At 69.3% G+C, this 13,707-nt stretch carries 12 protein-coding genes and 2 tRNA genes; 9 read left to right on the top strand and 5 right to left on the bottom strand.

The genetic code is table 11. From position 1 onward, the window contains the following. The first annotated feature begins 235 nt into the window (after positions 1-235). Positions 236-520 carry a hypothetical protein gene (locus tag ACLQ2O_RS35900; protein WP_425841145.1) on the top strand — a complete coding sequence of 95 codons (285 nt, stop codon included), beginning with the start codon at positions 236-238 and terminating at the stop codon, positions 518-520. Between the two features lie 52 nt (positions 521-572). Here ACLQ2O_RS35900 and ACLQ2O_RS35895 read toward each other — a convergent pair. Beyond that, positions 573-643 (bottom strand) — tRNA-Gly (locus tag ACLQ2O_RS35895). Between the two features lie 157 nt (positions 644-800). Here ACLQ2O_RS35895 and ACLQ2O_RS35890 point away from each other — a divergent pair. Continuing rightward, a tRNA-Pro gene (locus ACLQ2O_RS35890) sits at positions 801-873 on the top strand. A gap of 75 nt (positions 874-948) precedes the next feature. Beyond that, complete coding sequence (gene tig / locus ACLQ2O_RS35885) at positions 949-2,358, top strand: trigger factor (protein WP_425841143.1); 1,410 nt, start codon at positions 949-951, stop codon at positions 2,356-2,358. 48 nt (positions 2,359-2,406) lie between these two features. Here tig and ACLQ2O_RS35880 read toward each other — a convergent pair whose 3' ends face one another. Continuing rightward, complete coding sequence (locus ACLQ2O_RS35880; protein ID WP_425841141.1) at positions 2,407-2,925, bottom strand: GNAT family N-acetyltransferase; 519 nt, start codon at positions 2,923-2,925, stop codon at positions 2,407-2,409. A 119-nt stretch (positions 2,926-3,044) separates the two neighbouring features. Here ACLQ2O_RS35880 and ACLQ2O_RS35875 point away from each other — a divergent pair, with 119 nt between their 5' ends. The 6 genes from ACLQ2O_RS35875 (at position 3,045) to ACLQ2O_RS35850 (ending at position 11,392) form a co-directional block, all read left to right on the top strand. Continuing rightward, positions 3,045-3,668 (top strand): ATP-dependent Clp protease proteolytic subunit, encoded by a 624-nt coding sequence (locus tag ACLQ2O_RS35875; RefSeq protein WP_425841139.1) that lies wholly within the window; start codon positions 3,045-3,047, stop codon positions 3,666-3,668. Positions 3,669-3,696: 28 nt separating this feature from the next. Then, the gene (locus ACLQ2O_RS35870) at positions 3,697-4,308 is read left to right on the top strand and encodes an ATP-dependent Clp protease proteolytic subunit (protein WP_363676147.1); all 612 of its coding nucleotides are present in this window, start codon (positions 3,697-3,699) and stop codon (positions 4,306-4,308) included. Positions 4,309-4,563: 255 nt separating this feature from the next. After that, positions 4,564-5,859, top strand: a complete 1,296-nt coding sequence (gene clpX, locus ACLQ2O_RS35865; RefSeq protein ID WP_425841136.1) for an ATP-dependent Clp protease ATP-binding subunit ClpX — start codon at positions 4,564-4,566, stop codon at positions 5,857-5,859. 147 nt (positions 5,860-6,006) lie between these two features. After that, entirely contained in the window at positions 6,007-7,587 is a 1,581-nt protein-coding gene (locus tag ACLQ2O_RS35860) for an alpha/beta hydrolase (protein ID WP_425841133.1), read from the top strand. A gap of 113 nt (positions 7,588-7,700) precedes the next feature. Next, on the top strand, positions 7,701-9,482 hold the full coding sequence (locus ACLQ2O_RS35855; RefSeq protein ID WP_425841130.1) for an alpha/beta hydrolase: 1,782 nt from the start codon (positions 7,701-7,703) through the stop codon (positions 9,480-9,482). A gap of 140 nt (positions 9,483-9,622) precedes the next feature. Then, positions 9,623-11,392 carry an alpha/beta hydrolase gene (locus ACLQ2O_RS35850; protein WP_425841128.1) on the top strand — a complete coding sequence of 590 codons (1,770 nt, stop codon included), beginning with the start codon at positions 9,623-9,625 and terminating at the stop codon, positions 11,390-11,392. Positions 11,393-11,530: 138 nt separating this feature from the next. On the opposite strand, the gene ACLQ2O_RS35845 is transcribed toward ACLQ2O_RS35850, so the two are convergent. The 3 genes from ACLQ2O_RS35845 to ACLQ2O_RS35835 all read right to left on the bottom strand — a co-directional run bounded on the left by ACLQ2O_RS35845 (position 11,531) and on the right by ACLQ2O_RS35835 (position 13,212). Further along, the gene (locus ACLQ2O_RS35845) at positions 11,531-12,016 is read right to left on the bottom strand and encodes a hypothetical protein (protein WP_425841125.1); all 486 of its coding nucleotides are present in this window, start codon (positions 12,014-12,016) and stop codon (positions 11,531-11,533) included. A 467-nt stretch (positions 12,017-12,483) separates the two neighbouring features. After that, positions 12,484-12,651 carry a hypothetical protein gene (locus ACLQ2O_RS35840; protein ID WP_425841122.1) on the bottom strand — a complete coding sequence of 56 codons (168 nt, stop codon included), beginning with the start codon at positions 12,649-12,651 and terminating at the stop codon, positions 12,484-12,486. A 390-nt stretch (positions 12,652-13,041) separates the two neighbouring features. After that, entirely contained in the window at positions 13,042-13,212 is a 171-nt protein-coding gene (locus ACLQ2O_RS35835) for a hypothetical protein (protein WP_425841119.1), read from the bottom strand. Positions 13,213-13,707 lie beyond the last annotated feature (495 nt).

The following is a 13,707-nucleotide window of genomic DNA, read 5'->3' as shown; positions in this document are numbered from 1 at the left end:
CCCGCGGTCCATCAGCTTCGTTGTTGCACGTCTGACGCGATACACCGCGTCAGTCGTCGAACAACGAAGCAGTCGACAGGTGATCAGAGCCCGGCGAGTCGGTTCTCGCCGCTGGTGATCGAAGCCCTGCGACGCTTCGCCGAGCCCACCTGAGCGGCGAGCCAGTACGCCGTACTGGTGAACGACCCCAGCCTCCAGGAGAATGAGCCAGGACAGTCGGCAGAGGAGGAGCACCATGATCGAAGGCGCAGCCATCCTCCTGGCCGGCCTCGTGATCGGATACCTCACCGGACGCCGCCGCGGCCGCGCGTCGGCCGGGCCGCCACCGAAGGCGGTCGAGTCGATGTGCTCCTGCAACCACCCCCGCGGTCAGCACGTCGACGGCAAAGGCGCCTGCAAGGCAGAGAACTCCCACTGGGCTTATGACGCCGGCACCACCGTCTTCCGCCCCTGCCCCTGCCAGCTGTACGACGGCCCGGAGCCCCTCCCGCAGTACTACGCCCCGGAGATCCACCCCTGAGCGCCGGCCAACGAAGAAAGGCCCAGGTCCGAGGGCCTGGGCCTTTCGTCGGAGCGGGTGACGAGAATCGAACTCGCGTAGTCAGTTTGGAAGACTGGGGCTCTACCATTGAGCTACACCCGCGTGCACCCGGTCTCCCGGGTACGAGCGTCATGATTTCACATCCGGCCGCCGGGCTCAAAACGGGTTACCGCGGGTGGGTTGATCCGGCCGATACGCTCGACAAGAGGGGTGGGGGCGCGAGCATGCCTCCGCGTCCACTAGACTCGTTCGGTCACTGCGGGGCGTAGCGTAGTGGCTAGCGCGCCTGCTTTGGGAGCAGGAGACCGCAGGTTCGAGTCCTGTCGCCCCGACAAACCCCTGCAGTACCTGTGGTGCGGCCTGTCCGGGCGTGCCGTGATCGTCATCGACCAAGGAGAACCGCCACCGTGAAGAGCACCGTCGAGTCCTTGAGCCCGACCAAGGTCAAGCTCATCGTCGAGGTGCCGTTCGAGGAGCTCAAGCCGAGCCTCGACGCGGCGTACAAGAGCATCGGTAGCCAGATCGTCGTACCGGGCTTCCGCAAGGGCAAGATCCCGCCGCAGGTCATCGACCAGCGCGTCGGTCGCGGTCCGGTGCTCGAAGAGGCGATCAACGACGCGCTGCCGAAGCTGTACTCGCAGGCCGTCCAGGACAACGAGGTCAAGGCGATCGGCCGGCCCGAGGTCGACGTGACCGAGTTCAACGACAAGGAGAGCCTGCAGTTCTCCGCCGAGGTCGAGGTCCGTCCGGAGATCGAGCTGCCGGACCTGACCGGTCTCGAGGCCTCCGTCGAGGACCTGGCGATCTCCGACGAGGAGATCGACGAGCAGATCGAGTCGCTGCGGCAGCGGTTCGGTTCGCTGAACCCGGTCGAGCGCGCGGTCGGCGACAACGACTACATCACCCTCGACCTGTCGGCCACCAAGGACGGCGAGCAGATCGAGGAGGCGCAGGCGACCGGCCTGTCGTACCAGGTCGGCAGCGGTCAGCTGCTCGACGGCCTGGACGACGCGGTGCTCGGCCTGAACGCCGGTGAGTCCAAGACCTTCGTGACCCAGCTGGTCGGCGGCGCGCTCAAGGGCGAGGACGTCGACGTCGCGGTGACCGTGACCGCGGTCAAGGAGCAGGAGCTGCCGGAGTTCGACGACGACTTCGCGCAGACCGCGTCGGAGTTCGACACCGCCGACGAGCTCAAGGCCGACGTCCGCGACCGCCTGGAGAAGGGCAAGCGCCTCGAGCAGGCCGGCGACGCGCGCGACGCCGTGCTCGAGAAGATCCTGACCCTGGTCGAGGTGCCGGTGCCGGAGGGTCTGCTGACCGACGAGGTCGCCGCCCGCCGGGAGAACCTGGACCAGCAGCTCGGCTACTCCGGGATGACCTTCGACCAGTTCCTCGAGGGCGAGGAGCAGACCCAGGAAGAGTTCGACGAGGACCTGAAGAAGCGCTCCGAGGACGCCATCAAGGCGCAGTTCGTGCTGGACCTGGTGGCCGAGCAGCAGGGCCTGAGCGTCAACGACCAGGAGCTGACCGAGCACATCGTCCGGCACGCGCAGCGTTCCGGTGTCAGCCCGGACCAGTTCGCCCAGCACGCCGTCGAGAACAACCTGGTCCCGAGCCTGGTGTCCGAGGTCGTCCGCGGCAAGGCGCTGGCCTACCTGGTCGAGAACGCCAAGGTCACCGACGCCTCCGGCAACGAGGTCGAGCTGAAGACCCTGCTCCCGGACGGCACCTACGCCGACCCGGAGGCCGCCGACGCCGCCGAGGCGCCCGAGGCCGCCGCCGAGGAGACCCCGGCCGAGGAGCCTGCCAAGGCCTGAGTACGCCGTACGACGACGCCCCGGATCCGCAGGGATCCGGGGCGTCGCCTATTCCAGGTCCAACCGGTAGCCGAGCAGCACCGGGTGAGGTGCGAACGCCGACCGTGTACTGCTCCCGGTCGGCACCCATCCGTGCTTGGCGTAGAACCGGCGAGCCCGCGCGTTGCCTTCGAACACGTGCAGCCGCGCTGCCGGCCAGTCCGCCCGCAGCCCGTCGATCACCGCGTCGTGCAGCTCCGACGCCAGCCCGGAGCCCCAGCTCCACACCGCGGTCCCGAAGTGCAGCAGCTCGTTACCCCGCGTCGCCGCAAACCCGGCCGGCTGGCCGGCGCGGATGCCCCGGTTCCCGCCGACGACAGACCCCGCGTCCCCGCCGGCCGCCGAGATCGCCACCCAGCACACGATCGCCGGATCCAGCAGCTCCTCGGCCCACCGCTCCCGGATCGACTCCCGCGGAAATGGGTACGAATCCTGCGGGAAGACCTCGCTCAGTCCCAGGACAGCGCCCTCCTCCTGGACCACCAGCAACTCGTCCAGATCGGATGCGTTCATCGGTCGCAGCAGCATCCGCCTATGCTCTCCCAGCCCCAGGGGCACCATTCGCTCACAGCAGACACGGTGCGCCGTGAGCGAACACCTGCCCACCGGCCTTAGCTCTGTCGCCGTCGCCCAGTAATGTCGGCTTCGTGAACGAGACATTTGCAGCCAGCCCCACCGCCGCGGGCGGCACCGGATCCGGCGGACTCGACGACCACATCTACCAGCGCCTGCTGAGCAACCGGATCATCTTCCTGGGGTCCGAGGTTCGCGACGACAACGCGAACGCGATCTGCGCTCAGATGCTGCTCCTCAACGCCGAGGACCCCAACAAGGACATCTGGCTGTACATCAACTCCCCCGGGGGTTCGGTGGACTCCGGCATGGCGATCTACGACACCATGCAGTGGATCTCCAACGACGTCGCCACCGTCGGGATGGGCCTGGCCGCCTCGATGGGCCAGTTCCTGCTCTGCGCCGGCGCGAAGGACAAGCGCTTCGCCCTGCCGCACGCGCGGATCATGATGCACCAGCCCTCGGGCGGAATGGGCGGAACGGCGTCCGACATCAAGATCCAGGCCCAGCAGTCGCTGCACATCAAGGCGCAGCTGTTCAAGCTGATCGCCGAGCACACCGGCCAGCCGCTGGAGCAGGTCGAGACCGACGCCGACCGCGACCGCTGGTTCACCGCGGACCAGGCGAAGGACTACGGCTTCATCGACCACGTCGTGGCCAGCGCTGCCCAGCTCACCAGCGGCAGCCCGAACTCCTGATCTCCCACTTCGTTCGTTAGGACACAGCATGAACTACTTCATCCCGCAGTGGGAGGAGCGCACGTCGTACGGCATGCGCCGGGTCGACCCCTACACCAAGCTGTTCGAGGAGCGCACGATCTTCCTCGGGACGCCGATCACCGACGAGATCGCGAACGCCGTGATGGCACAGCTGCTGTGCCTGGAGTCGATGGACGCCGACCGCGACATCAGCATCTACATCAACTCTCCCGGCGGCTCGTTCACGGCGCTGACCGCGATCTACGACACGATCCGCTACATCAAGTCCGACGTGCAGACGGTCTGCCTCGGCCAGGCGGCCTCCGCCGCGGCCGTGCTGCTCGCCGCCGGTACGCCGGGCAAGCGGATGGCGCTGCCGAACAGCCGGATCATCATCCACCAGCCGGCCACCGAGGGCACCTACGGGCAGTCCAGCGACATCGAGATCCAGGCGAACGAGATCCTGCGCCTGCGCTCGCTGCTGGAGAAGATGCTCGCCGACGCCAGCGGCAAGGACATCGAGGAGGTGTCCCGCGACATCGAGCGGGACAAGTTCCTCACCGCCGAGCAGGCAGTGGAGTACGGCCTGATCGACTCCGTGCTGGAGTCGCGCAAGGCCCCGGTGCCGGTCGGCGCCTGAGCCCCTGGCCCGCTGACGGCCCCGGTGCACCGCACCGGGGCCGCGGCGGTCCCCCGGTTCCCGACCGCGCGGCGGCCGGGCGGACCTTAGGATCCGCCGGGCGTCTCGTCAAGGGCCTCCCGTTCGCCACAGGCGTACTCGCGACGCTGTGGACAGGGCGGCACAAGGGCTCGTGGCGGGGTACCGTCGGACCAAGGTCCGAGACGGCACCATCGCTCGGCCGGCCTCAGCTAGTGAGAGAAGGGATCTGTCCCGGTGGCACGCATAGGTGACGGCGGCGACCTGCTCAAGTGCTCGTTCTGCGGGAAGAGCCAGAAGCAGGTCAAGAAGCTCATCGCCGGTCCCGGCGTCTACATCTGCGACGAATGCATCGATCTCTGCAACGAGATCATCGAGGAGGAGCTGAACGAGGGCTCCGAGGTCGGTCTGACGGAGCTGCCCAAGCCCCGTGAGATCTACGACTTCCTCAACGCGTACGTCGTCGGACAGGACGTGGCGAAGAAGGCGCTCGCGGTAGCGGTGTACAACCACTACAAGCGGGTCCGTGACGGTCAGGGCGCCTCGAGCGCGGGCCGGCACGCCAAGGACGAGGCGGTCGAGCTGGCCAAGTCCAACATCCTCCTGATCGGCCCGACCGGCTGCGGCAAGACCTACCTCGCGCAGACGCTCGCCCGGATGCTGAACGTCCCGTTCGCGATCGCGGACGCCACGGCGCTGACCGAGGCCGGGTACGTCGGCGAGGACGTCGAGAACATCCTGCTGAAGCTGATCCAGGCGGCCGACTACGACGTCAAGAAGGCCGAGACCGGGATCATCTACATCGACGAGGTCGACAAGATCGCCCGCAAGAGCGAGAACCCGTCGATCACCCGCGACGTCTCCGGCGAGGGCGTCCAGCAGGCGCTGCTGAAGATCCTGGAGGGCACCACCGCGAGCGTGCCGCCGCAGGGCGGACGCAAGCACCCGCACCAGGAGTTCATCCAGATCGACACCACCAACGTGCTGTTCATCGTCGGTGGCGCGTTCGCCGGCCTGGAGCACATGGTCGAGGCCCGGGTCGGCAAGAAGACCCTCGGTTTCAGCATGAGCAACGAGGTCGAAGCGCCGCGCGAAGCCGGTGGCTACGCCGACGTGATGCCCGAGGACCTGCTGAAGTTCGGGCTGATCCCCGAGTTCATCGGCCGGCTCCCGGTGATCACCACGGTCTCGCCGCTGGACCGCGACGCGCTGATCAAGATCCTGTCCGAGCCGAAGAACGCGCTGGTCAAGCAGTACCGGCGGTTGTTCGAGATCGACAACGTCGAGCTGGAGTTCACCGACGACGCGGTCGACGCGATCGCCGACCAGGCGCTGCTGCGCGGCACCGGTGCTCGTGGTCTGCGGGCGATCATGGAAGAAGTCCTGCTCAACGTGATGTACGAGGTGCCGAGCCGCGAGGACGTCGCCAAGGTCGTCGTCACCGGCGAGGTCGTGCTGGAGAACGTCAACCCGACGCTGATCCCGCGCGACCAGATCGAGCGCAAGCGCGAACGGCGCGAGAAGACCGCCTGAGCGTCGTACGGCAAGCAAGCTCCGGTGGAGGAAGCCGGCCATCCGCTGCGCGGCGGAGGGCCGGCTTCCTTCCGTTGGGGGACGCCGGGGGAGCGGGCCGGTTCCTAGCCTGGGCGGCAACTTTGTTGCCTGTCGAGGGAGACTGTCGTGCATCCTCTGGTTCGAAGACTTGGCGTGGTCCTCGGTGTCGCCGGACTCGCCGTCCCTGTCGGTTCCGCAGCCGCCGGTACGACGGACCGCGGGCCTGTCGTACCGGTGATCGCCTGGGGAAGCTGCGGCGCTGAGCCCGCGCTCGCGAAGTTCCAGTGCGCGTCGGTCGAGGTGCCGACGGACTACGACCAGCCGCGCGGTGCGACGACCACGATCGCGTTGACCCGCCTGCCCGCGTCGAAGCCGGCGGAGCGGATCGGGACGCTGTTCACGAACCCCGGTGGGCCTGGTGGCGCCGGGCTGCCGTTCGTGCAGCAGTTCGCGACCACGACCTACTCGGCCGACGTCCGGGCGAAGTTCGACATCCTGGGCTTCGACCCGCGGGGTGTCGGGAAGTCCGATCCGGTGACGTGCTTCCCGACCGCGGCCGAGGAGGCCGCCGCGATGACCGGGCTGCCACAGTTCCCGATGACGCGCGACGAGATCCGGCAGACCAACCGGATCAACGCCAAGCTCGGCCTCGGCTGCCTGAAGACCTCACCCGACCGGCTGAAGCACTTCTCGACCGCGAACGTCGCCCGCGACATGGACCTGCTCCGCCAGGCTGTCGGGGACAAGAAGCTGACCTACATCGGCTACTCGTACGGCACCTACCTCGGCGCCACCTACGCGGAGCTCTTCCCGCACAACATCCGTGCACTCGCTCTGGACGGCACCTGGACTCCCTCCTCGTACGCCGGGTCCAGCGCCGACTCGCGCCCGCTCGGCGTACGGCTCGGCCAGGCCAAGGCCGCGAGCGAGGTCTTCGCGCAGTTCAAGGCCGAGTGCAAGCAGGCCGGACCGAGCCAGTGCGCGCTGGCGGCGCTGGGCGACCCGGGGACCGCCGCCGAGCAGACGCTCGAGCGGCTGAAGACGCACCCGGTCGACGTGACCCTGCCCGACGGCAGCAAGCTGACGATCACCTACGCGTTGACGGTCGGGATGATCTTCAGCCAGCTCTACAGCCCGGCGGCCTGGCCCAACCTCGCCCTGGCGTTGACTGATCTGGCCGTTCCCCGTCGTACGGCGACGAAGACGCTCGGCAAGGCGTCCGCGACGGTGTTCGGGTGGAACCAGCGCGAGGAGGACTACGCCTCGCTCGGCACCGCCCTGCAGCCGTGCGTCGAGGCCCAGCAGACCGGACGGCCGTTCGCGTACCAGGCGATGGCGGACGCGGCGGACAAGAAGTACCCGCACTTCGGGCGACTGCGGACCTGGACCGGTCAGGCCTGCGAGTTCATCCCGGTCCGCGACACCGACGCCGTCCGCGGTCCCTGGACGAAGCTGAAGGCCGACGCCCCGGTCCTGGTGATCGGTACCCGGCACGACCCGGCGACGCCGTACGCGGCCACTCGTCCGTACGCCGACCTCTACCCGGACGCGCACCTGCTGACGGTGAACGGCTGGGGTCACACGACGATCGGCAAGAGCGCCTGCGCGGACGCGGCGATCACGCGGTACCTGGTGACGCTGGACCGTCCCGCCGACGGCGCGAGCTGCGCGCAGAACCGTAGGCCGTTCGATCCCCCGGGACGGTAGGACGGCCGGAAGGCTGATGCGGCGGTGTACTTCCGGGGGACGTCACCCGGAAGTACACCGCTTAGCTTCGTTGGTGTGGTGCCGACGGCATCTGCTGACCAACGAGGAGAACCATGCGAAGAACCAGCAGGACGCCTCTGATCATCGCCCTGGCCGCGGCGTTTGCCGGCTCGGCCGCCGTCGCACCGGCGATGGCCGGCTGGTCGTCCGGCACGCAGGCGTCGGTGGCCACGCAGACGGCGACCGACACGAAGGCCGGCGCCGACGCGAAGGCGGGCGCCGACGCGAAGGCAGCGGCCGTCGACCCGGCGATCGCCCGCCGCGAGGCCGTGAAGGCCGCCCGGGTCGCCGTACTGAAGATCAGCTGGACGTCGTGCGGCGCCGACCCGGCGCTCGCGAAGTTCCAGTGCGCGGCCGTCGAGGCCCCGACCGACTACGACAAGCCGCGGGGCGCGACGACCACGATCCGGATGACCCGGTTGCCCGCCAGTAACCCGGCCGCGCGGATCGGCACACTGTTCACCGACCCGGGTGGGCCCGGCGTGCCCGGCGTCGACTTCGTGCACAAGGCGGCCGTTGCCGCCTGGACGCCCGAGGTCAGGGCCAAGTTCGACATCCTCGGCTTCGACCCGCGCGGGGTCGGCACCTCTGACCCGGTGACGTGTTTCCCGACTGCCGCCGAGGAGGCCGCGGTGATCGCGAAGATGCCGATCTTCCCGATCAACGCCGCGGAGTTCAAGACCTACACCCAGGGCACGATCCGGCAGGCGATAGGTTGCCTGACCACCTCGCCGGACCGGCTCAAGCACATGTCCAGCGCGAACGTCGCCCGGGACATGGACCTGCTCCGCCGCGCGCTGGGCGACCGGAAGATGACCTACCACGGTCTCTCGTACGGAACGTTCCTCGGTGCGACGTACGCCAGTCTGTTCCCGGACAACGTGCGCGCGCTGGTGCTCGACGCGACGCTGGTCCCGGAGGCGTACTCCGGGACGAACCCCGACGACCCGCGTCCCGGCGGCATCCGGGTCGGTCAGGCCCTGGGCGGTCACGAGACGTACAAGGCGTTCCTTGCCGAGTGCAAGAAGGTCGGCGCCGACCGGTGTTCCCTGGCCGAGCTCGGCGATCCCGAGACGGTCACGGAGAACCTGCTGACGCGGCTGAAGACGAAGCCGGCCGAGCTTCCGGGTCCCGACGGGGCACTGATCAAGATGACCTACGCGGACACCGTCGCGCTGATGTTCGACAAGCTCTACTCGCCGCTCTTCTTCAGCGACCTGGCCGACACGCTGGTCGCGCTGGAGACCGCGACCAAGGCTCCGGCCGCGGCCCGCGACAGCAAGGCCGCCGCCCCGCCGATGCTGATCGACTGGGACCGGCGCAAGGAGGAGTACGCCTCGGTCGGCAACTCCGCCCACGCGTGCGTCGAGGGACGTACCCCCAGCCGTCCACAGGACTACCTGAAGCTGTCGAAGCAGGCCGACCGGGAGAACCCACACTTCGGCGCCTACCGGACCTGGGTCGACTACCTGTGCTCGTTCATCCCGGTCAAGGACGCCGACGCCTTCCGCGGTCCGTGGGAGAACTCGGTGAAGGCTCCGGTCGTGGTCATCGGCACCCGCTACGACCCGGGTACGCCTTACCAGGCGACCCGTCCGTTCGCGGACCTGTTCCCGGACCCGCGGCTGATCACCGTCGAGGGCTTCGGCCACGGCTCGATCACCGTCAGCGAGTGCGCGGACGCGAAGGTCACCGACTACCTGGTCAACCTGAAGGCTCCGGCCGACAACACCGTCTGCGAGCAGCACGTGAAGCCCTTCACGCCCAGGACGGCGGCCGATAAGGCGAGCGCCGGCACGGTCCGCGCGCTCGGCGCCGGCCGCTGGGGGTCCTGACGTCCGCCGGGGGGAGGACCGGGTCCGCTGCGCGGCGGATGGCGGCCTCCCCCTCGCGACGGACGCAGGGGGAGGCGTTCGGCTCATAGCGTCGAGTCAGCGGGTGCCGCTCCGTACCCGCGGAACAGTGAGGGAGAACCGTGCGAAAAACCACGAGGACGACCCTGGGCCTGGTGCTTGCCGCCACCTTGGCCGTACCAGCCGCCGCCGGTCCGCTGGCAGCGGTCGCCACGGCGGACGCGGGGACGACGGACGCGGCGGAGACTTCGGCCGACGCCGGTACGGCGGCCGCTGCGGGACGCTCGGCCGGGGCGGCGTCAGCGACGCAGGCCGGGGCCGGTGACGCGCTGGCGATTCGGGAGGCGGCGAAGGCGGCGCGCGTCGCCGTACCGAAGATTCCGTGGGCTTCCTGCGGGACCGATCCGAAGCTCGCGAAGTTCCAGTGCGCGTCGGTCGAGGTGCCGACCGACTACGACCAGCCGCGCGGTGCGACGACGACGATCGCGCTGACCAAGCTGCCCGCCTCGAAGCCCGCTGAGCGGATCGGCACGCTGTTCACGAACCCCGGCGGGCCTGGTGGGCCCGGTGTCGGATTCGTCCAAACCACGGCCGAGTTCGCGTACACGCCGGAGGTGCGCGCCAAGTTCGACATCCTCGGCTTCGACCCGCGGGGGGTCGGCAAGTCCGACCCGGTGACGTGCTTCCCGACCGCCTCCGAGGAGACCGCGCTGCTCACCGGCGTACCGGGCTTCCCGCTGACCGCGAAGGAGGCCAAGCAGTTCACGGTGGTGAACGCCAAGCTCGCGGTCGGCTGCCTGACCACGTCCCCGGACCGGCTCACGCACTACTCGACCGCGAACGTTGCCCGGGACATGGATCTGCTGCGCCGCGCCGTCGGCGACGACAAGCTGAGCTACGCCGGCTACTCGTACGGCACGTACCTCGGTGCGACGTACGCGAAGTTCTTCCCTGGCAAGGTCCGTGCGCTGGTGCTCGACGGGACGCTGAGCCCCGAGTGGTACTCGGGCTCGGACGGCGACCGCCGCCCGGTCGGCGTGCGGCTCCGGCAGGGTGAGGGTGCCGCCGACACGTACCAGCAGTTCCTTGCCGAGTGCAAGAAGGCGGGCGCTGCGGCGTGCGCGCTGGCGAAGTACGGCGATCCGTCGACGGTGACCGAGCGCCTGCTCGCGCAGTTGAAGACGAAGCCGATCGAGCTGCAGATGCCGGACGGTACGACGACGAAGCTGACGTACCAGGACGTCGTCCAGACCATCTTCTTCAACCTGTACGGGCCGGACGCCTGGACCGACCTCGCGGCCGGTCTCGCCGACCTCGTCGCCGCGAGCGCCCCGGCGCGGACCGCGAAGGCGTTGAAGGCGCCGAAGATCGTGATCGAGTGGAACCGGCGCAAGGAGGAGTACACGTCGGCCGGCAGCAGCCTGCAGCCGTGCATCGAGGCCCGGCAGTCCGGCCGTCCGCTGGCGTACTCGCAGTTCGCCGACGACGCCGACCGCCGCGCGCCGCACTTCGGCCGGATGCGCGCCTGGGTGGGGCAGACCTGCGAGTTCATGCCGGTCCGCGACACCGACGACTTCCGCGGCCCGTGGAAGAACTCGGTCAAGGCACCGGTCCTGGTCATCGGCACCCGGCACGACCCGGCCACGCCGTACCAGGCCACCCGCCCGTACGCCGACCTCTACCCCGACGCGCGGATGATCACGATCGAGGGCTTCGGCCACACCGCCCTCGGTAACAGCACCTGCGCCGACGCGAAGATCACGGCGTACCTGGTCGGTCTGAAGGCACCGGCGGACAACTCGACGTGCGCCCAGGACCGCAAGCCGTTCACGCCGGCAGCGAAGGCACGCGCGTCCCTGCCGAACCCGGCACTGGAGCTCGCGGGCTTCTAGCTTCCTCGGTAGTCGCGGACGGTTCGTCTCGCGAACCGGAAAGCCGCCGGTCCCTGTCGTGCACGGGGGCCGGCGGCTTTCTCCTTGTTTTCCAGGCGGGCACGTGATGCTCCCGGGCGGTGACAGGTCGACCGGGACCTACTTCATCGCGGTGAACGCTTCGTCCGACACCGCCCCGACGTCATCGACACTCACGCCGTCGTTCGCTGCCTGCACGATCACGGTCAGGGTGTTCGACCCGCGGTAGCACTGCGTCGGCAACGCGTCGGTCGACGCCACACAGGTCGACGACCCCACCTGCTTGACCTGATCCGGCTTCGCCCCCGAGTCGCTGATCGTCTTGTCGATGTCCACTTTCCCGCGCAACGCGATCACGACGTACATCCGCTCGCCGTTCAGATCGCCGTACGCCTCGACGGTCGCCTGCTTCCCGTCGTTGATCCGGCTCAACTCCTCCCGCGTCCGATCCAGCTTCAACTGATCCCGCAACTCCGGATCAGTGATCCGATCCAGCCCTGCCAGAGCAGTAGGCGGCGTGATCCCACGCGCTGTGTTCAGGCGACTCATCGGCCCGAGCCCACCGATGTACCCGAACAACGCGAGCACCAGGAGAACGACCACCACCCCACCAACAGTCACCCACGGGTTACGCCGCCAGGAGCGCTTGGGGCCGCTGCTCGGGGGTTTGCCGCCGCCCTTTGCGGGGGGCCCGCCGGTCTTCCCAGTGCCACCGCCAGCACCCCCGGCGCTTGGTTCGCCAGTCCCCGGACCGGCGGCACCCGGACCACCGGCTACCTTCCCCGCACCGGCAACCCCGCCAACCCCCCCGGAGGTCTTCCCCCCAGAGCCACCACCAGCAACCTTCCCAGCGGGTCCACCATCAGCAACCTTCGCCGCAGGCCCACCACCCGAAGCCTTCGCCTCCGCCGCACCAGCACTCGCCGCAGGTCCAGTACGAGCAGCAGCACCCGACTTGGCGCCAGCACCCGCACCAACACCCGACCCGGCACCCGCAGCTGCACCCGTCGAAGCCGCACCCGCCGCGGCCTCCGCGGCCGCTTTACCCGCCGCGGCGCCTGCACCAGCAGCACTCAAGGCCCCGCCTGCACCAGCAGGAGTCGCAGGCGTCGCAGGCGTCGCGCCAGCTCCAGCAGAAGTAGTCGGCGTCGCGCCTCCGCCAGCAGCACTCGACGCAGCGCCTGCCCCAGCAGTCCCCGGCGTCGCGCCTCCGCCAGCAGCACCTGGCGACGAGCCTGCACCAACAACACCCGACGTGGCACCCGCGCCAGCGGCTGCCGTCGAGGCAGCCTCACCAGCAGTCGTGGCTCCGGCCGAACCCGTGCCTACCTTCTTCGCATCTCCACCTGCCGGGGGCGTAGCTCCAGCCCCACCAGCAAACGTCGTACCCGCAGAACCTGTCCCACCTGGCCCGGCTGACGTACCGGGCGCACCCGCCGCTTTACCGGACACCGGCGCCGCCACCGGCGGACGCCTGACAGCTCCAGCATCCGACGCCCCAGCAGGCGGTGTCGCGCCGGCTCCACCAGCAAGCGTCGTACCGGAGGGACCAGCTGCACCCGAGCCGGTCGTCGGCGCATCCGCCGCAGGCCTGCCGGAAGCAGCCCCGCCCACTGCGGATCCAGCAGCACCTACCCGAGCACCAGACGCCCCAGCTGCAGGCCGATCCGTCCCAGCAGCCGGCCGCTCCGCCGCAGCACCGGACTCGGACCGATCTGCAACACCAGTCGTACCGGCAGGCGCAGTCGCGCCCGATGCACCAGCTGCCGGAGCAACAGGCGGACGCCTGACGACTCCAGCATCCGATGCGCCTGCAGACGGCGTCGCGCCGGCTCCACCAGCAAGCGTCGTACCGGAGGGACCAGCTGCACTCGAGCCGGTTCTAGGCGCATCCGCCGCAGGTGTTCCAGAGGCAGACCCATCCGCCGCAGACGCACCAGCTACAGGCCGATCCGCCGCAACACCGGACTCGGGCCGACTCGGAGCATCAGATGCCGGTCCACCCGCAGCAGCACTCGATGCACGAGCTGCCGGAGCGACAGGCGGACGCCTGATCGGTTCTGCAGCGGAGGTGTCTGAGGGTGGTGTCGCCCCGGGTCCACCGGCGAGCGTCGTGCCCGGTGCACCGGCGGGAGCAGTTGCTCCGGTTGATCCGACGCTTGGGGGAGTCGTACGGGAGGTTCCGGCGGAAGAGGATGCGTCGGCTGAGCCTGCGCTCGCAGGAGGTGCGCCAGCTGTCGCGGTAGGACCTCCAGCAGAGCCTGCGGAAGGAACTCCGGAAGGACCGCTGGTGGAGG

Source organism: Kribbella sp. DT2 (assembly GCF_049844575.1).
Classification (GTDB): domain Bacteria; phylum Actinomycetota; class Actinomycetes; order Propionibacteriales; family Kribbellaceae; genus Kribbella.
Note: the sequence above shows the minus strand (reverse complement) of the source record. Positions and strands in the feature narration are given on the sequence as shown.

Excerpts from the sequence above, each read along its gene's own strand:
- ACLQ2O_RS35900 (WP_425841145.1), top strand. The coding sequence starts at position 236 with ATGATCGAAGGCGCAGCCATCCTCCTGGCCGGCCTCGTGATCGGATAC.
- ACLQ2O_RS35880 (WP_425841141.1), bottom strand. The coding sequence starts at position 2,925 with ATGCTGCTGCGACCGATGAACGCATCCGATCTGGACGAGTTGCTGGTG.
- ACLQ2O_RS35870 (WP_363676147.1), top strand. The coding sequence starts at position 3,697 with ATGAACTACTTCATCCCGCAGTGGGAGGAGCGCACGTCGTACGGCATG.
- ACLQ2O_RS35855 (WP_425841130.1), top strand. The coding sequence starts at position 7,701 with ATGCGAAGAACCAGCAGGACGCCTCTGATCATCGCCCTGGCCGCGGCG.
- ACLQ2O_RS35835 (WP_425841119.1), bottom strand. The coding sequence starts at position 13,212 with ATGCTGGAGTCGTCAGGCGTCCGCCTGTTGCTCCGGCAGCTGGTGCAT.